We start from the raw sequence: 18207 nt of genomic DNA, 5'->3' as shown, positions 1-18207 counted from the left end.
GCGGCCGGTTACCCGACCACGCGGCCGCCGCACCGAAACACCAGGAGTTGATGTTGTGATCACCATGCCCGCCCGGAAGCCGCGGCGCAGTGCCGCGGCCACCCGCCGGACACCCCTGCTGCTGGACCGCGCGGCGGCCAAGCGCAGGCTGGCCGACGACACGTACGACGTGCTCGTCATCGGCGGCGGCATCACCGGCGCGTACGCCGTGCTCGACGCGGCCTCGCGCGGGTTGCGCGCGGCGCTGGTCGAGAAGGACGACTTCGCCTCCGGCACCTCGTCGAAGTCCTCCAAGATGGTGCACGGAGGGCTGCGCTACATCGAGCAGGGCAACGTCAACCTCGTGCGCCACTCGCTGCTGGAGCGGCACCGCTTCCGCAAGAACGCCCCGCACCTGGTGCACCGGCTGCCGTTCCTCTTCCCGATCCTGGAGAAGGAGGGCATCTTCGACGCCCGCCTCGCCAAGGGTTTCGAGGGACTTCTGTGGACGTACGACCTGGTCGGCGGCTGGCGGATCGGCAAGCTCCACCAGCGGCTCACCGTGCCGGAGGTCCTCGCGCAGGCGCCGACGCTGCGCGCGGAGAACCTCCAGGGCGGGCTGATGTACTTCGACGCCCGCACCGACGACGCCCGGCTCGTCCTGACCATCGTGCGGACCGCCGCCGCGCTGGGGGCGACCGTCCTCAACGGGGCGAAGGCCGAGGGCCTGCTGATGCAGGCCGGCAAGGTCGCCGGGGCCCGGGTCGAGGTGGACGGCGACAGCGTCGACATCCGGGCACGGGCCGTCGTCAACGCCACCGGGGTGTGGACGGACGAGCTGGACGCCAAGGCCGTGGACGGCCACCGGCCGCAGGTCCGCCCCGCCAAGGGCGTGCACATCGTGGTGCCGTGGGACAAGGTACGGATCAACTGCACGGTCACCGTGCCGATCCCGGGCCGCGCCCGCCGCGCGACCTGCACCCGCTGGGGCAACAGCGTCGTGCTGGGCACCACGGACGAGGACTACCAGGGCTCCCCCGACGATGTGCACTGCACGCGTCAGGAGATGGACTTCCTGCTGGAGGGCGCCAACACCGCCTTCGAGGGGAAGCTCACCCCGGACGACGTGGTGGGGTCCATCGGCGGGCTGCGTCCGCTGGTCGGCGGCAAGGAGGGCGCGACCCTCGACATGCGCCGCGACCACCACATCAGCATCGGCCGCACCGGCATGGTGACGGTGACCGGCGGCAAGCTCACCACCAGCCGGCACATGGGCGAGCTCGTCATCGACAAGGTGATGACGGTCCTCGGCCGCAAGGGGAAGAGCCGCACCACGGACCTTCCGCTGCTCGGCGGCGCGGGTTACGACGCCGAGGCCGTGGCCGCCTCCGGCGGCATAGCCGCCCACCTGGGCGAGCGCTTCGGCACCGAGGCCCGCTTCGTCGGCGACCTGATCCAGGAGGACCCGACGCTGGCCCGGCCCATCGTCGACGGCCTCCCCTACACCAGGGCGGAGGTCGTGTACGCGGCCCGCGCCGAGCTGGCCCGCTCGGTCGACGACGTCCTCTCCCGCCGCACCCGCGCCCGGCTGTTCGCCCGGGACGCCTCCGCCGAGGCGGCGGGCGAGGTCGGCGCGATCCTCGGCCGGGAACTGAACCTCACGGAGGCCGAGGTGGACCGCTCGGTCTCCGAGTACCTCGCGGCCGTCCGTCACGAAAAGTCCGTACTCCTCGAAGGGGCAGCAGCATGATCAGCCGTCAGACCATCACCCATCCGTTCAACCGGGGCGACTACACGGTCGGTGCCCCGAGCCTCGCCAAGTGGGCCCGGAACACCCCGGTCGGGGACGGCGAGGCCGCGCTCCAGGTCGATCCCGTCCAGGTCCCGGACAGCGTGGTCGAGGCGCTGCGCGAGGTCGCGCACGCCGTGCACGTGGAGCGCGAGGAGGTCGTCACCCGGACCCGCGACTGGTGGGCCGGCTCGATGATCGGTGAGACGGAGGGCCGTCCCGCGACGCCGGACGCCGTGGTCGTCGAGGCCGCCGACGCGGAGCAGATCGCGGCCGTGCTGCGGATCTGCCACCGGGCGGGCATCCCGGTCACCCCGTCCGCGGGCCGCTCGAACGTCACGGGCGCGGCGCTGCCCGTCTTCGGCGGTGTGGTGCTGGACGTGTGCGCGCTGAACCGGATCACCGGCTTCGACGCCGTCTCGAACGTCGTGGACGTCGAGGCCGGCATGTTCGGTGACCTCTTCGAGAAGCAGCTCCAGGAGGAGTACGGGGTCACGACCGGCCACTGGCCCTCCGCGTTCGCCGTCTCCACGGTCGGCGGCTGGATCGCCTGCCGCGGCGCCGGCCAGCTCTCCACCCGCTACGGCAAGATCGAGGACATGGTCGTCGGGGTGGACGTGATCCACGCGGACGGCACCCGCGCCACCTACGGCGACTACGCCCGCGCGGCGGTCGGCCCCGACCTGCGCCAGCTGTTCGTCGGCTCGGAGGGCACCCTCGGGGTCATCGTCTCGGCGCGGCTGCGCGTCCACCCGCTGCCGGAGTACGCGAACGCGGTCGCGTTCGGCTTCGGGACGTTCGCGGAGGGACTGGACGCCTGCCGCGAGATCATGCAGCGCGGCGCGACGCCGGCCGTGCTGCGGCTGTACGACGCCCTGGAGTCGGGCACGCACTTCGGCCACCCGGAGACCAACCTCCTGCTGATCGCGGACGAGGGCGACCCGGCGGTCGTGGACGCCTCGATCAAGGTGGCGGCCGAGGTCTGCTCCGCCTACGGGCCCGAGCTGGACTCCAGGGCGGTCTTCGAGCGCTGGCTGGACGAGCGGATGCTCGTCGGCAAGTCGGCGGACGGCTTCACACCGGGGCCGGGCTTCGTCGCGGACACCCTGGAGATGGCCGCGTCCTGGGCCGACCTGCCGGTGATCTACGACGAGGTGGTCGCCGCGATCCAGTCGGTGCCCGGCACCCTGGCCGCCTCCGCACACCAGTCGCACGCCTACACCGACGGCGCCTGCGTCTACTTCTCGCTGCGCGGCGACGTGGCGCCCGAGTCGCGGCGCGACTGGTACCGCTCGGTGTGGGACGCCGCCAACGCCGTCCTCGTCCGCCACGCGGCGGCGCTCAGCCACCACCACGGCTGCGGGCTGCTGCGCGGCCCCTACCTGGCGGAATCCCTCGGCGCGGGCTTCGCCACGTTCGTCGCGGTGAAGGCGGCCCTGGACCCGGCGGGCATTCTCAACCCTGGCAAACTGGGTCTTCCCAGCCGATTCGGTACGCCTCCGCTCAACTGACCGGAAACCGCGAACCCTCTTCCAGTCAGGCTTGCCATGACCTCTTCCCCGTCCCGGTCCGGCGCACGGCTCGACCCCCGGCTCACCGCGGCGTTCGCCGAGGTGCCGGTCGTCGCGTCGGTCGTCGGTGCCCAGCCGCTGCGGCAGTTCCTCACCGCGCCGGCCAAGGTGTGCATCCTCGCCTCGTTCGCCGTGGGGCAGCTGCCCCAGGTCGTACCGGCGCTGGGCCGGGCGGGGAAGACCGTGTTCGTGAACGTCGACAGCAGCCCCGGTCTGGCCCAGGACCGGGGGGCGCTGGAGTTCATCAAGAACATGGGCGCGCACGGCGTCGTCAGCACCCGGCTCTCACTCATAGAGAAGGGCCGCCCGCTCGGCCTGCTGACGATGATGAAGGTGTTCGTCACCGACCGGTCCAACCTGCGCCGCTCCACCGACGCGATCGCGCGCGGGGCGCCGGACCTGGTCGAGATCATGCCCGCCCCGATCGTCGCCCGGATGACCGCGCAGGCCCAGCGCGCGATGTCCCCTTCGGTGGCCGCGGGCTTCGTGGAATCCCCCGCGGACGTGGCGCTCGCGCTGGCCCTCGGCTCGGCCGCGGCCGCCACCTCCGACCCCCGCCTCTGGCACCTGCGCCGCGACCAGCTGCCGCCGGTACCGCCCGCGGCCCTCAAGAGGCCCGCACCACCCCAGGAGTAACCCCCGTGACGTACGTAGTAGTGGCCAGGTACCGCACCAGGCCCGGCGAGCAGGACACCGTCCTCCCGCTCCTCGACACCATGGCCGCCGCCTCCCGCCGGGAGCCCGGGAACCTCGGCTACCGGGTCCACCAGGGCACGGAGGACCCGCGGGCGATCGTGCTCTACGAGGAGTACGCCACCGAGGCCGACTTCACCGCGCACTGCGCGACCCCGCACTTCCAGGAGATCGTCCTCTCCAAGGTCGTCCCGCTCCTGGAGAGCCGCGACGTGCTGCGCTGCGCCCCCCGTGACGAGGTGGACGCGTGAAGACCCGGGCCGTCGTGCTGCGCGGAATATCGACGTCCCGCCCCTACACGGAGTCCCGTCCGGTCGAGGTGGAGGAACTGGACCTCGGCGCCCCGCGCGAGGGCGAGGTGCTGGTCCGCGTCGCCGCCGCGTCCCTGTGCCACTCGGACCTCTCGGTCGTGAACGGCGACCGGGTCCGGCCGCTGCCGATGGCCCTCGGGCACGAGGCGGTCGGGGTGGTCGAGGAGACCGGTCCGGGCGTGCGCCGGATCGCCCCCGGTGACCACGTCGCCCTGGTCTTCGTGCCGAGCTGCGGCTTCTGCGCCGACTGCGCGGCCGGCCGGCCGGCGCTGTGTGCGCAGGCCGCGGCGGCGAACGGCTCGGGCGCCCTGCTGCACGGCCCCTCCCTGCTGACGGACTCCTCCGGCGCGACGGTCCACCACCAGCTGGGCGTCTCCGCGTTCTCCGGTCACGCGGTGGTCGCCCAGGAGTCGGTGGTGCCGATCGACCGGGACATCCCGTTCACGGTGGCCTCGATGTTCGGCTGCGCGGTCCTGACGGGCGCCGGCGCGGTCATCAACACGGCGGCCCTGCGCCCCGGCCAGTCGGCGGTGGTCTACGGGCTGGGCGGCGTCGGCCTGTCGGCGGTGCTGGGCGCGCGGGCGGCGGGCGGCTATCCGGTCGTCGCCGTGGACCCGGTGGCGGAGAAGCGGGAACTGGCCCTGCGCCTCGGCGCGAGCCACGCGTACGCCCCCGAGGAGGCGATCGGCGCGATCCGCGAACTGACCTCCGGCGGCGCCGAGGTCGCGGTGGAGGCGGTGGGCAGCCCGAAGGTGATGGCCGAGTGCCTCGCCGCCGTGGCCCGCGGCGGCAAGGTGGTCTCGGTGGGCCTGCCCGCCCCCGGCCGGATGCTGGAGGTCCCGGCCCTGGCCTTCGCGGGCGAGGGCAAGTCCCTGCTCGGCTCGTACATGGGTGACGCGGTGCCCCGCCGCGACATCCCGCGCTTCCTGGACCTCTGGCGGGCCGGGCTGATGCCGGTGGAGCGGATGCACACCGGCACCCTCGCGCTGGACGACGTCAACCACGCGATGGAGGAGCTGGCCTCGGGGCGGGCGATCCGCCAGGTGCTGGATACGTCGGGGCTGCTGAAGGGCTGAGCTTCACCCGGAGGCGCCCGCTTGTCCGGCGGGCGCCTCACCAGGCGGGAAGGGGCCTGGGCCGGGCGCCTCACCAGGCGCGGAGCGGGCTCCGCCGGGTGACGGTCTCGCGGTGGGAGATGCGCCGTACCCGCGTGGCGGTCAGCCCTCCGGGGGCTTTTCCACCCGCTCGTACCGCAGTTCAACGACCCCGTTGCCGAAGGCCTCGGTGCTCGTGAGCCGCAGGAAGGTCCTGGTGTCCGTCAGCGGGAACATGGGCTTTCCCCGGCCGATCAGGACCGGGTGGACGTAGACCCAGTACTCGTCGATCAGATCCAGCGCCGCGAAGGACGCGGCCAGACCGGCGCCACCGAGCGCCAGGTCGCCGCCGGGCTGCTCCTTCAGCGCCAGCACCTCTTCCGGGACGACCTCACGGACCACGGTGGTGTTCCAGTCCGACCGCTGAAGCGTCCGGGAGTAGACGTACTTCGGCATGTTCCGCCAGATGACGGCGAACTCCGCCGTCGGCCCGGCGGCGGCCGGGTCCTGGTCGGCGGTGGGCCAGAAATCCGCCATCAGCTCGTGGACGACCCGGCCGTGCAGGAATCCGCCCATCGCGGCGAGCCGCTCGTTGAGGGCGTGGTGCAGGTCGTCGTCGACCTGGTGCCAGTCGATGCCCTTGTCCGGCCCCTCGATATAGCCGTCGAGGGACATCGACATGAAATAGATGACCTTGCGCATCGCGGACCTCACCGGTCGAAAGCATCGGAATCGGGGACGGAGCGGAGGAACGAATCAGACAATACCGGTCGAACATCCATGAAGGGGCGGGAGGAGACCGCGACCGCTTGACGGCCACGGGTGCGCCGCGTAGATCTTCCGGGAAGGGGCGGATCACGAAGGGCCGCGCGGTCCGCCCGGCCCAGAGCGGTCGCGAGGAGTCCCGTGGTGACAGTCGGAGCGGCACGCGCCGCCGCGGTCCGCTGGGTGGCCGCACACGCCCGGCCCGCTCCCGGCTACCAGGGGGCGTACTTCAGCGGGTCGACCGTGGGGAAGCCGGACGACGCCGAGCTGGCGCCCTCCTCCGACGTCGATGTCATGGTCGTCACGGCGCAGGACGAGCCGCCCGCCAAGCCGGGCAAACTCCGTTACGAGGGCGTCCTGCTGGAGATCTCCTGCGTACCCTGGGCCGAGCTGCGCGACCCGGCGGCGGTGCTCTCCTCGTACCATCTGGCCGGCGGCTTCCGCACGGACACGGTCATCGACGATCCCACCGGCCGGCTGCGCGCGCTGTACGCGGAGGTCGCGCCCCGGTTCGCGGGGCGGGACTGGGTGCGCCGCCGGTGCCTGGACGCCCGGCACCGGGTCGAGAGCCGCCTTGCCGCGTTCGACGCCGCCGCACCCTTCCACGAGCAGGTGACGGCCTGGATGTTCCCCACCGGGGTCACCACGCACGTCCTGCTGGTCGCCGCCCTGCGCAACCCCACCGTCCGGCTGCGCTACCCGGCCGTGCGCGACGTCCTGAACGCGTACGGGCGGCCGGAGCTCTATCCGGAGCTGCTGGGACTGCTCGGCTGCGCGGACGTCGCCGAGGGGCGGGTGCGGCACCATGCGGCCGAGCTGGCCAGGACGTTCGACGCCACGGTCCCGGTCGCGCGCACGCCGTTCTTCTTCAGCAGCGACCTCTCCGCGCAGGCGCGTCCCATCGCCGTGGACGGCAGCCTGGAACTCCTGGACCGGGGCGACCACCGCGAAGCGGTCTTCTGGATCGTCGCGACCCTCGCCCGCTGCCACACGGTGCTGGCCGTGGACGCCCCCGCCCTGCACGCCGCGCGGCTGCCCGCGTTCGAGGAGGCCGTCGCCGAGCTCACCGGCATCACCGGCACCACGGACATCCTGGCCCGCCGCGAGGAGGTCGTCCGGTACCTGCCCCGGCTGTGGGCGGCCGCCGAGGACATCATGGCGGCCGGCCACACCTCGACGTGACCGGGCAGACCGGAGGCCCCCTGCCGGAGCGCCGCCCGCTCTGCTAGCTTGCCCGCATGACTCCTCCGCGCGTATAGGTCCCCGCACTGACCGCACCCGTCAACCCGGGTGCGGCACTCCGGTGTCCCGCATGCCCGCAGCGCCGTGTCTCCGCGCTGCCCTCACGAGGAATGTCAACGTGCTCGCCTCTTCTTCTTCCGCGCCCTCGCGCACGCCTTCGTACGCCACCGTCCTGCGCACCCCCCGTGCCGCACGCGCCTTCGGTGCCGCGCTGCTCGGGCGGCTCTCGTACGGGATGGTCCCGCTGGCCATGCTGCTGGCCGTCAAGGACGCCACCGGTTCCTACTCCGCGGCCGGCGCCGCCACCGCCCTGTTCGGGGCCGCCAGCGTCTTCCTCTCCCCCGCCCGCGCCGCGCTGATCGACCGGTTCGGGCCGCGCCGGGTCCTGCCACCGATGACGGGGCTCTACGCGGCGGTGCTCGCCGTGCTCGCCCTGGCCACCTGGCGGCCCGGCGCTCCGCCCTTCGCCCTGGGGGTACTCGCCGTGGCGGCGGGTGTCGTCACTCCGCCGCTGGGTCCGGTGATGCGGACGCTGTGGAGCGCTCTCGTACCGGACCGGGAGCTGTTGCGCCGCGCGTACAGCCTGGACGGGGTCGCCGAGGAACTGCTCTACGTCACGGGCCCGTTGCTGGTGGGCCTGATCGTGCAGGCGGGCCGGCCGGCGGCCGCCGTGCTGGCCGGCGCCCTGCTGGTGTTCACGGGAACGCTGGCGCTGGTCTCGTCCCCGGCGGTGCCGCGTGAGCACGCGAGGCCCGGACCGGCCCCGGCCGACGCCCCCGCCGCCCACCGGCTGCGTCTGCACGGCATCCCGGAGCTGCGCCGGACGGTGCTGGTGACGGCCGCCGTCGGGATCTGCCTCGGGGCGCTCGATCTGCTGGTGGTGGCGTTCACCGAGCAGCGCGGCCAGGCGGCGGCGGTGTCCTGGGTGCTGGCCGCCCTCTCGGCCGGGAGCGCCGTCGGCGGTCTGGCGTACGGGGCGGTCCGGTGGAAGTCGACGAACCGGACGCGGCTGGTGGCGGCGGCCGCGGGGATGAGCGCGGCGCTGACGGTCGCGGGGCTCTCGCCCCGGCTGTACGTACTGGTCGCGGTCGTCGCGGTCGCCGGTCTGTTCGTCGCCCCGGTCCTCACCACCGCGTATCTGATCGCGGACGAGTCCGTGGACCCCGCCCGGCGCACCCAGGCGGGCGCCTGGGTCAACACCGCGTTCAACGCCGGGGCCTCCGGTGGCACCGCGGCGGTCGGGCTGCTCGTCGGGCGGCTGCCGCTCGCGCTGTGCTTCGCCCTGGCGGCGGCGCCCGCGCTGCTGTGCGCGGCGGCGTCGGCGCGCCCCCGCTCCCGGCGCACGGAAGCGGGGGTCCGGGGCCGAGGCCGGGTCAGCGGAGCTTGATCGCTCCGCCGTCGGCCATCAGGGTCTGACCGGTGATGTAACGGGCGTCGTCGCTCGCCAGGAACGCGATGACGGGGGCGACGTCCGTGCGCGGGTCACCGAAGCGGCCGAGCGGGACCTTGGCGGCGGAGCCGGCGTACTGCTCGGGGTTGGCCTCGGCCCAGGCGGCGACGCCCGCGGTCATCGCCATCGGCGAGACGACGTTGACCCGGATCTGGTCGGCGGCCCACTCGTTGGCGACGACCCGGCTCAGTCCGCGGATCGCCTCCTTGGCGGCTGCGTACGACGCCTGGTTCGGCTGGCCGTCGATGCCCGCGCCGGAGCCGAAGTTGATCACCGCGCCCCGGCTCTTCCGGAGCTCGGGGTACGCGGCGAGCATGAAGTTGCGGGTGGCGAAGAGACCGGTGTCCAGGGCGAGCTTCCAGTCGTCCTCGGTCTGCTCGGTGAAGGGCCGTACCCGGGAGGCGCTGGCGTTGTTCACCAGGATGTCCAGGGCGCCGAAGCGCTCGACGGCCGTGGCCACCGCCAGGTCGGCGACCGCCCGGTCCGAGACGTCGCCCCGGACGAACGCCACCGCTTCGCCGAGGTCCGCCACGACGGCGTCCCCTGCCTCCTGCTGGAGATCGACGACCACGACCCGCGCGCCCCGCTCGGCGAAGACCCGGGTGACGGCCTCGCCGATGCCCGATGCGCCTCCGGTGACGACGGCGACCTTGTTCTCCAGTGTCATTGCGCTGTTCCTCCGACTCGCTGTGTCGGGCGCGCCCCGCCCCGCACCCTCACTATGCACCATACACCTCGTGTGCATGATGCATATCAACTGGTGAGCCAGGACTCCCAGACCTCCGTCAGCTCCGCCTCGACGGCCGGGGCCACCGTGTCCAGCAGCCGCACCTGCGCACCGGGCCCGGCCAGATCCATCCGGTAGGGGTGCGGCGGTCCGGGCGGTGTCGCGCCGAGTACGGCGACCGAGCCGATGACGCGGTTCGGGCCGAGGAGTCCGGGGAGTTCGCGCACGTCGGGGTCCGTGAGGTCGAGGTCCTCGACCAGCAGCTCCCGGCCCTCGTACGTCACCCGGGTCGTGGCCCTGATCCGCCCGCCGCGCTCCCCGGAGCGGCCCAGGACCAGCGTGTCGCGCCACAGCATCCGGGCCCCGGCGGCCAGCCTGGCATCCATCGCGCGGACGACGTCCGCTCCGTCGGACACCACGAACGGCAGGCCGTGCCAGGTGAGTTCGCCGCCCTCCGCGATGTCGATCCGGGCCCGCCACCGGGCGGAGCCGCCCCGGTGGTCGTAGGCGACGAGTCCGGCCGGCTCGACCAGCTCCAGGTGCGCGCCCGGACCGACCGAGATGTCCAGGGTCAGCTCGTCGCCCGCCAGGAGTCCGGCCCGGATGCCGGCCAGGGCGATCCGGATCCGGCCGGAGCACGGCAGCAGCGGCCGGGGGGCGAGGAAGGCGCCGTCGCGCAGTTCGCGGGCGAGGTGGCGTCCGTCGCCGTCGCGCTCCACGGCGACGACGGTGGGTTCCGTCACGGGTGCTCGTGGCTGTGCGGCGCCATCGGGCCGGGGTCGGTGGGGATGTGGGTGCCCGAGCGGTGACGGACCAGCAGGGACCGCACCCAGTCCGCGAGTTCGGCGACGGAGGCCGGGTCCTTCTTGGACAGGGCCAGGACGGGCAGCCCGCCCCTGGCCTCCTCTGCGTCGGCGACCATGGCGGGCACGTCCACCTCCACATAGGAGGCCAGGTCGGTCTTGTTGACGATCAGGAGGTCGGCGCCGGTGATGCCGGGGCCGCCCTTGCGCGCGACGTCGCCGCCGCCCGCGACGTCGATGCAGAAGAGCTGTGCGTCGGCCAGGGCGGGGCTGAAGGTCGCCGTGAGGTTGTCGCCGCCGCTCTCGATGAGCACCAGGTCCAGTGGACCGTACGCCTCCTCCAGGTCCTCGACCGCGTCGAGGTTGGCGCTGACGTCGTCGCGGATCGCGGTGTGCGGGCAGGCGCCGGTCTCGACGGCGCGGATGCGTTCGGTGGGCAGTACGCCCGCCGAGCGCAGGAAGCGGGCGTCCTCGTCGGTGTAGATGTCGTTGGTGACCACCGCCATGGAGAGTTCACCGGCGAGCTCCCGGCACAGGGTGGCCAGGATCGAGCTCTTTCCGGTGCCGACCGGTCCCGCGACGCCCAGGCGCAGGGCCCGGGGCTGGTTCAGCGGCTCGTGGAAGTGGGGGTTGGGCTGCTGCCCGGTGGTGGTCTCGTTCTCAGGCAAGGAAGAGTCTCCGTTCGCGTCGTGCGTGTTCGAGCGCCCACTGTTCGGTGAGCGCGGCGGTTCGGGCGGGCAGTTGGTCCGGGGTCCGGACGGCGAGGGCCGCGGCCGCCGCCGCTGCCGCCTCGGGTTCCGCGGCGAGGATCCAGGACACCGAGTCGAGCGGGTCGCCGGGCAGGAGTTTCAGCGCGGCGGACGCGACGGTCTGGAGCTCGTCGTAGACGACCGCGTGCGCCAGCTCCTGCTCCGAGACGTTCAGTACGGCTCCCAGGGCGCCGAGCGCGACCGGCCGCATCGGGCGGGGGCGCATGGCGGTCAGCGCGGTGACCGCCGGATGACCGGGGGCCAGGCGCCGGGCGAGCCGGTGCACGCCCCGGCCGAGCGTCACGGAGGTCTCGCGCTGAGGGGCGGCCGGGGTCCGTGCCGCCAGCGCCCGCTGCACGGGGCCGTAGTCGACCGGGTCGCCCAGCGCGGCCCGCAGGGCGAGGACGGCGGCGGCCGCCTCGGTGCGGGCGGTGGTGTGCAGCCGGGCCTTCAGCAGTGCGGGGACGCGGTCGCGGGTGAGGCCCGCGACGACGGCGGGTTCGAGGCCGGCGCTGTAGGTGTACGCGCCGACCGGGAGCCGTCCGTCGCCGAGCAGCAGGGGTGCCAGTGCGCCCATCAGTACCCCATCAGAACATGGAGTACCGCTGGGACAGCGGCAGTTCGGTGGCGGGTGACGGTTCGACGAGCTCTCCGTCGATGTGGATGGCGAAGGTCTCCGGGTCCACCCGGATGTCCGGGAGCGCGGTGTTGTTCGGCAGGTCCGCCTTGGTGAGGTGGCGGGTGGGGCGTACGGCGACCAGTTCGCGCTCCAGGCCGAGGCGTTCGGCGAGCCCGTCGGCCAGGGCGGCCGGGGCGACGAAGCTGACCGAGAGGTGCGGGGCGGCCCCGGCGGCGGCGGTGGGGCGCAGCAGGACGGGCTGGGTGGTGGGGATCGCGGCGTTGGCGTCGCCCAGCGGGGCGTACACCACCATGCCGCCCTTGATCACGGCGGCGGGACGGGTGCCGAAGAACGCGGGGTCCCAGAGCACCAGGTCGGCCAGCTTGCCCGGTTCGACCGAGCCGATGACGTGGTCGATGCCGTGGGCGACGGCCGGGCAGATCGTGTACTTGGCGACGTAGCGGCGGGCCCGTTCGTTGTCGGCGGGCAGTTCGCTGCCCCGGTCGCCGAAGCGCTGCTTCATCACGTGGGCGACCTGCCAGGTGCGGCAGATGACCTCACCGATGCGGCCCATGGCCTGGGCGTCGGAGGAGGTGATGGAGAGGGCCCCTATGTCGTGCAGGATGTCCTCGGCCGCGATGGTGCTCGCCCGGATGCGGGACTCCGCGAAGGCGAGGTCCTCGGGGACGCGCGGGTTGAGGTGGTGGCAGACCATCAGCATGTCGAGGTGTTCGTCGACGGTGTTGACGGTGTGCGGGAGCGTCGGATTGGTGGACGCCGGGAGGATGTTGGGGTGCGAGGCGACGGTGATGATGTCGGGCGCGTGGCCGCCGCCCGCGCCCTCGGCGTGGAAGACGTGGATACCGCGTCCGGCGATGGCGTCGAGCGTCCCCTCGACGTAGCCGGCCTCGTTGAGGCTGTCGCCGTGCAGGGCGACCTGGAGGCCGTAGGCGTCGGCGGCCTTCAGCGCGGCGTCGATGGCGGCGGGGGTGGCGCCCCAGTCCTCGTGGACCTTGTAGCCGCCCGCGCCGCCGAGCGCGGCCTCGCGCAGGGCCTCCGCGCCGACGGTGGAGCCCTTCCCGAACAGCATGATGTTGAGCGGAACGCGGTCCAGGGACCGGTGCATCATCGCGAGGTTCCAGGCGCCGGGGGTGACCGTGGTGGCCTTGGAGCCCTCGGTGGCTCCGGTGCCGCCGCCGATGACGGTGGTGGTGCCGGTGGCCAGGGCCTCGTGGAGGGTCTCCGGCATCAGGAAGTGGACGTGGGTGTCCACGGCTCCGGCGGTCAGGATGCGGCCCTCGCCGGAGACGACGTCGGTGCCGGGGCCGATCACCAGCTCGGGGTGGACGCCGTCGCCGGTGTCGGGGTTGCCGGAGCGGCCGAGGGCGACGATGCGGCCGGCCCGGATGCCGATGTCCGTCTTGACGATGCCCCAGTGGTCCAGGACCACGACGTTGGTGATGACGAGGTCGAGGGCGCCGTCGGCGCGCGGGGTGGTGGCCTGGCCCATCGATTCGCGGATGGACTTGCCGCCGCCGAAGACCGCCTCGTCGCCGCCGAAGCAGCGGTCCTCCTCGACCTCGATCCAGAGGTCGGTGTCGGCCAGCCGGATGCGGTCGCCGGTGGTGGGGCCGTAGAACGCCGCGTAGGCGGCACGGGTCAGCTGTGCCATGTCACACGCCCTCCGTCGCGGTGTCCTGCGCGCCCCTGGACCAGGGCGCGGTGCGGACGACGATGCCGGGCACCGTCGCGCGTCCGCCGATTTCGACGAGGGTGATCTCCGCGCCGACGCCGGGCTCGAAACGCAGCGAGGTGCCGGACGGGATATCGAGCCGGAATCCCTCGGTCTGCGGCCGGTCGAAGGAAAGGGCCGGATTCACGTCGAAGAAATGGAAATGCGATCCGATCTGAATGGGGCGGTCCCCGTCGTTCACCACGGTGAGCCGCAATGCGCGCCGTTCTGAATTCAGGTGGACCACGCCGGGCCCGGTGCGGATCTCGCCGGGGATCACGGGATCGGTGAGGTGATCGTGACGAGCTTGCGCCCGTCCGGGAAGGTCGCCTCGACCTGGACGTCGCGCAGCATCTCGGGAACGCCTTCCAGCACGTCAGCGCGGGTGAGGACGGACCGGCCCATGGTCATGAGGTCCACGACGCGGGCCCCTTCCCTGGCACGTTCCATCGCCCAGCAGGCGAGCAGGGCGACGGCCTCCGGGTAGTTCAGACGTACGCCGCGCTCCCGCCGGTCGCGGGCAACCATTCCGGCGACGCTCAGCAGCAATTTCTCCGTGTCGGACGGAGTGAGAAACATGGGAAACCTCCATGGCGGCAGTCCCCGGAATTCCCGGAATCGCCTTGGCCACGTTCCTCTTATAAACCTCCGGATGGCGCCGTGGCAACTCGCACCGCACCGCAAAAAGTCCCTTTCTTGCATCATGACCCACTATATACGGGCAAAGCAGACAAATTTTGGTCATCATCCGACCATGCGAAAGGCGGCCGCGCACCCCGGGTCCGGGGTGCGCGGCCGCCTCAAGAGCGGAGCTCAGCAGGTCACTTCAGGCCGAAGGCCCGGATGATCTCCTGGTCCACGGAGAAGCCGCTGCCGGCCTCCGCGTGCGCCTTCAGCGAAACCGCGGTGGCGCCCTTCTTCGGGGTCTTGAACCGGGCGGTCCAGGAACCGGCCGCGTCCTTCTTCAGCTGCACCGCGCTCCAGGTCTTCCCGTCGTCGTAGCTGACCGACAGCGAGGCCTTCGTCGCCTTCACGGGACCGTCCAGCCACTCCTGCGTGGTGGACGAGAGACCGATCTCGGTCGTCTTCCCGGCCTTCACGTCACCGGCCAGGTCGGTCTTGACGTCGTAGTCCAGCTGGAGCAGCGGGATATCGGCCTGGGACGGCCCGGACGGGTCGAGCGCGCCCGAGAGGAAGTTCCACTCGGTGTGCGTGCGGACCGAGGTCTTCCAGGTCCCCTCGTCGCGCGAGGCGTCGAGCGCCAGCCGGTAGGGGAGCTTCTCCGGCGAGAGGTCCCAGGCGTAGCCCGCGCGCCCGGCCGACTTGCTGAGCTGCTTGTCGCCCTGGAAGAAGGCGATGGTGCCGCTGTCGTACTCCTTGTCGGGCATCGAGCCGGAGTGGCCCGTGCCGGAGTCCGTCCACGGCGTGATGTTGAACTGGATGTCGTTGTAGGAGGAGCGGAACGGACCCCAGTAGCCGGTGCCCAGCCTCGGGCGGCTGACCGGTGCGAACCACTCGTCCCGGTAGCTGCGGCCGGCCCGGTAGTCCAGGGTTCCGCTGCGCTCCTCCAGCGCGGTGTCGGTGTTCTCGTCGTTGAGGACCGAGTGGTTCTCGTACCAGAACGAGCCACCGGACAGCGGGGTGGCCCACTCCGTGCGGGTGCCGGGGAACTTCTCGTACTCGTCGAAGCCGATGCCCGGACCGTAGTCCGGGATGTCGTAGCGGAAGCCGACGCCGACGATGTCGCGGCTGCCGTAGAAGGTGTTCTCCACCTTCGCCAGCTGACGGGCGGACGGGGCGTAGGCCAGCGAGCGGTTGGGGATCGTGCCGTCGTGGCGGTCCACCAGGTCGTACACGTAGCGCGCGAACTTCCGCTGCTCGACGGTCACCTTCTTGCCGCGCTGGGCGGTCCTGACGAGCGTGTCGCCGGCCAGGCGCCGCACCGTGGCGACCGGAATGGCCACCGGGGTGCCGTCCTCGGTGTAGGACTCCATCAGCACGCCGTCGCCGTCGTTGACGACGAAGAGCGCCTTGGCGCCCGCGGCGACCGCGTTGGCGATCCGGTCGGCGGGGGCCACCGCGTCGCTGCGGCGCACCACGACCGCCTTGCCCTTGGCCTTGAGGCCCCGGTAGTCCGCGGTGGCACCGTTGCCCGCGAAGACGGTCTCGAACTTCTTGCGGCTGTCCTCGTCGACGGGCGAACCGAGCTGGCCGGTGACCGGAACGTCCTTGCCGTCCGCCGTGAGGTCGAACTGCCGCTCGCCCTGCCGCCACCGGGTCAGGAAGGAGAAGCTGCCCTGGGTGACCTTCTTGGTCGGGCTCGCCCACAGCTGGTCGTACGTCAGCGGGATCTGGTACGCGTCGCGCTGGACGGTGCCGTCCGGTGCGGTGCGCGCCATGTCGTAGCGCAGCTGGCGGTTCTCGGTCTCCTTGGGCGTCTTCACGCTGACCTTGTGGGCCTTGGAGGCGTCGAGGGTGACCTTCGTCGGCTTGTCGAGGATGATCTCGGGGGCCGCCAGGAAGGCGAGGGCCTGCGAGTCGGCGGTGTCGCCCTTGACGTCGGCGGCGGTCCAGGCGGTGTAGTTGCCCGGGGGCAGGCGCAGCGTGGTGTCACCGGAGACGGCGACGACGCTGAGGTTCTCGTCGCCCAGGGCGGCGATGACGACCTGTCCGTCCATCGGCTTGCCCGCGCGGTCGCGCAGCTGGAGCGTCAGGTCGTAGAGCTCCTGCTCCTTGTTGAGCGCGAAGCCGGTGTGCGCGACGGTGGCGCCCGAGGCGTCCTTCGCGACGACCTGCCCGGAGAAGGTGGTGTTGTTCGCGACCTTCTTCGGGTCGAGCGAGAGGACGGCCTGCGCGGTCGAACCGGCCGGGACGGTCAGCCGCTTCACCGACAGCGTGTAGGCGTCGGCGTCCGTGTCGGTCGCCAGGTCCAGCGTGACGTCCTTGGCACCGGTGTTGCGGTAGGTGATGGTGCGCTCGGTGACCGGGTCCGAGTCGGAGTGCGGCCAGGCGTAGGAGGCGACCGCGACGGAGCCGGTGGCCTCGATCGTGGTGTCGATCGCCGCCTTCACGTCGAGCCGGCCGGTGCCCTGCTCGTACGGTGTGTAGTCCGGCAGTTCCTTCGACGAGGTCATCAGCGCGTCCTTGACGCGCTGGCCGGACCAGTCGGGGTGACGCTGCTTGACGATGGCCGCGGCGCCCGCGACGTGGGGCGTCGCCATCGACGTACCGGACATCGACTGGTACATGCCCTCGATGCCGGGGACCGACTGCGAGGCGGCGGCGTTGATGTCGACGCCGGGCGCGGAGAGGTCGGGCTTCAGGCCGTAGCTGCGGGTCAGCGGGCCCATGGAGGAGAAGTCCGCGCGGTTGTCCTGCTTGTCGACGGCGGCGATGGTGAGCGCCTTGTCCGCGGAGCCCGGCGAGCCGATGGTGCCCGCGCCGTAGGCGTTGCCCGCCGCGATCACGAAGAGCGGTCCGCCGTCGGCCGAGAGGGAGTTCACGGCCTGGGACATCGGGTCGGAGCCGTCGTCGGGAACGCTGGAGCCCAGGCTCATGGAGACGACGTCGGCGCCTTCCGCCTTGGCCCACTCCATCGCCTCGATGATGCCGGAGTCCGCTCCGGAGCCCTCGTCGCTCAGCACTTTGCCGACGATCAGGTCCGCGCCGGGCGCGACGCCCTTGTTGAGGCCGTCGGAGGCGGCACCGGAGCCCGCGATGGTGGAGGCGACGTGCGTGCCGTGGCCGTTCTTGTCGTCGACCTCCTCGCCGGGCACGAAGCTCTTCGACTCCAGGACGCGGTCCTTGACGTCCGGGTGGTCGGCGTCGATGCCGGTGTCCAGGACGGCGACCTTGGAGCCCTTGCCGTCGTAGCCGGCGGCCCACGCCTGCGGGGCGTTGACCTGCGGGACGGAGTCCTTCAGCGCGGCCTCGACCCGGCCGTCGAGCCAGAGCTTCGCGATGCCGTTGTCCAGCGAGCGGGCCCCGGGCGTGGTCGCGATGTCGTCCCAGAAGGCGCGGGTGGTGGCCTTGGCCGCCTTCAGCGCGGCTCCGTGGATGCTCTCCAGCCGGCGGACCGTCTTGCTGCCCCGGGGCGCGGCGGGCAGCGAGCGGGCCTTGCTCGCCGGGTAGGTGGCGATCAGCGGGATGCCGCCCGACTTCTCGTCGTCGTAGCCCATCTTGGCCAGCGCGGTGACGTTGAAGAGCCGGCGGTCCAGCTTGCCGGCGGCGATCAGGGCCGCCGCCTCGTCGGGCAGTACGTAGGTGTCGTCGCCCGCCTGCTGGACGTGCACGCCGCCCGCCGCGCCGTCGGGGCGGTCCACGGTGACGGTGTCCTGCTTGCCGGCGCCGTCGGCGTAGTGCACGACGTCACCGGTGAGCAGGGTGATGTCGTACTGCTTGACCGGGGCGGCCGGGTGGCCGGTGGACGGGGACCGACCGGCGGCCGCGGCGGCGGCGCCCGTGGCGGGGAGCAGTGCGCCGCTCACCAGGGCGACGGAGGTCGCTATGAGGAGGGCTCTGCGCCCCGCACGAGCGGGTCTCGCCCTGCCGGAGACAGTGGAGGGGGTGAATGTCATGCAGCTGATCTAAAGGTAAATCACGGGCTGCGGTGAGGTTCACCCCTGGCGTGAATGTGCCGTGGCGGCAACCCGCCGGTCGGCTCGGGCGTCCGAGAGGGCCTGA

16 protein-coding genes are annotated in these 18207 nt (G+C 72.4%); 7 read left to right on the top strand and 9 right to left on the bottom strand.

Features of this window, described 5'->3' with window-relative positions:
* The first annotated feature begins 55 nt into the window (after positions 1 to 55).
* Genes ACIP89_RS18485 through ACIP89_RS18465 form a run of 5 tightly spaced genes read left to right on the top strand, consistent with a single transcriptional unit; the run spans position 56 to position 5419 of the window.
* Positions 56 to 1729, top strand: a complete 1674-nt coding sequence (locus ACIP89_RS18485) for an FAD-dependent oxidoreductase (RefSeq protein WP_402115711.1) — start codon at positions 56 to 58, stop codon at positions 1727 to 1729.
* Positions 1726 to 3279, top strand: coding sequence for an FAD-binding oxidoreductase (locus ACIP89_RS18480; RefSeq protein ID WP_401930180.1), 1554 nt, complete (start codon positions 1726 to 1728; stop codon positions 3277 to 3279). The genes ACIP89_RS18485 and ACIP89_RS18480 overlap by 4 nt, the downstream gene beginning before the upstream one ends.
* A gap of 36 nt (positions 3280 to 3315) precedes the next feature.
* The gene (locus ACIP89_RS18475) at positions 3316 to 3975 is read left to right on the top strand and encodes a glycerol-3-phosphate responsive antiterminator (protein WP_401930182.1); all 660 of its coding nucleotides are present in this window, start codon (positions 3316 to 3318) and stop codon (positions 3973 to 3975) included.
* 5 nt (positions 3976 to 3980) lie between these two features.
* On the top strand, positions 3981 to 4283 hold the full coding sequence (locus ACIP89_RS18470) for a putative quinol monooxygenase (protein ID WP_401930184.1): 303 nt from the start codon (positions 3981 to 3983) through the stop codon (positions 4281 to 4283).
* A complete protein-coding gene (locus ACIP89_RS18465) occupies positions 4280 to 5419 on the top strand; it encodes a zinc-binding dehydrogenase (protein WP_401931080.1) in 1140 nt (379 codons plus the stop codon). The genes ACIP89_RS18470 and ACIP89_RS18465 overlap by 4 nt, the downstream gene beginning before the upstream one ends.
* 141 nt (positions 5420 to 5560) lie before the next feature.
* Here ACIP89_RS18465 and ACIP89_RS18460 read toward each other — a convergent pair whose 3' ends face one another.
* On the bottom strand, positions 5561 to 6139 hold the full coding sequence (locus ACIP89_RS18460) for a dihydrofolate reductase family protein (RefSeq protein ID WP_402115869.1): 579 nt from the start codon (positions 6137 to 6139) through the stop codon (positions 5561 to 5563).
* Positions 6140 to 6346: 207 nt separating this feature from the next.
* On the opposite strand from ACIP89_RS18460, the gene ACIP89_RS18455 reads away from it, so the two are divergent.
* Together ACIP89_RS18455 and ACIP89_RS18450 are read left to right on the top strand one after the other, a co-directional pair.
* Positions 6347 to 7384, top strand: coding sequence for a hypothetical protein (locus ACIP89_RS18455; protein ID WP_402115709.1), 1038 nt, complete (start codon positions 6347 to 6349; stop codon positions 7382 to 7384).
* 178 nt (positions 7385 to 7562) lie between these two features.
* A complete protein-coding gene (locus ACIP89_RS18450; RefSeq protein WP_402115707.1) occupies positions 7563 to 8831 on the top strand; it encodes an MFS transporter in 1269 nt (422 codons plus the stop codon).
* On the opposite strand, the gene ACIP89_RS18445 is transcribed toward ACIP89_RS18450, so the two are convergent.
* The 8 genes from ACIP89_RS18445 to ACIP89_RS18410 form a co-directional block, all read right to left on the bottom strand.
* Positions 8818 to 9561 (bottom strand): SDR family NAD(P)-dependent oxidoreductase, encoded by a 744-nt coding sequence (locus ACIP89_RS18445; RefSeq protein WP_402115706.1) that lies wholly within the window; start codon positions 9559 to 9561, stop codon positions 8818 to 8820. The genes ACIP89_RS18450 and ACIP89_RS18445 overlap by 14 nt on opposite strands.
* Before the next feature lie 86 nt (positions 9562 to 9647).
* Positions 9648 to 10364, bottom strand: coding sequence for an urease accessory protein UreD (locus tag ACIP89_RS18440; protein ID WP_401930194.1), 717 nt, complete (start codon positions 10362 to 10364; stop codon positions 9648 to 9650).
* Positions 10361 to 11035: an urease accessory protein UreG gene (gene ureG, locus ACIP89_RS18435; protein ID WP_401930227.1), complete on the bottom strand. Its 675-nt coding sequence runs from the start codon at positions 11033 to 11035 to the stop codon at positions 10361 to 10363. Before ureG ends, ACIP89_RS18440 begins: the two co-directional genes overlap by 4 nt.
* Positions 11036 to 11084: 49 nt before the next feature.
* Entirely contained in the window at positions 11085 to 11750 is a 666-nt protein-coding gene (locus ACIP89_RS18430) for an urease accessory protein UreF (RefSeq protein WP_401930195.1), read from the bottom strand.
* Between the two features lie 10 nt (positions 11751 to 11760).
* Positions 11761 to 13464 (bottom strand): urease subunit alpha, encoded by a 1704-nt coding sequence (locus ACIP89_RS18425; protein ID WP_402115704.1) that lies wholly within the window; start codon positions 13462 to 13464, stop codon positions 11761 to 11763.
* A gap of 1 nt (position 13465) precedes the next feature.
* Positions 13466 to 13804, bottom strand: coding sequence for an urease subunit beta (locus ACIP89_RS18420; protein ID WP_401930198.1), 339 nt, complete (start codon positions 13802 to 13804; stop codon positions 13466 to 13468).
* Positions 13801 to 14103 carry an urease subunit gamma gene (locus ACIP89_RS18415; RefSeq protein WP_401930200.1) on the bottom strand — a complete coding sequence of 101 codons (303 nt, stop codon included), beginning with the start codon at positions 14101 to 14103 and terminating at the stop codon, positions 13801 to 13803. Before ACIP89_RS18415 ends, ACIP89_RS18420 begins: the two co-directional genes overlap by 4 nt.
* A gap of 242 nt (positions 14104 to 14345) precedes the next feature.
* Positions 14346 to 18101: a S8 family serine peptidase gene (locus ACIP89_RS18410; protein WP_402115703.1), complete on the bottom strand. Its 3756-nt coding sequence runs from the start codon at positions 18099 to 18101 to the stop codon at positions 14346 to 14348.
* Positions 18102 to 18207 lie beyond the last annotated feature (106 nt).

Source organism: Streptomyces sp. NPDC088730, from assembly GCF_044751215.1.
Classification (GTDB): Bacteria; Actinomycetota; Actinomycetes; order Streptomycetales; family Streptomycetaceae; genus Streptomyces.
This window is presented reverse-complemented; position numbering and strand designations above follow the sequence as displayed.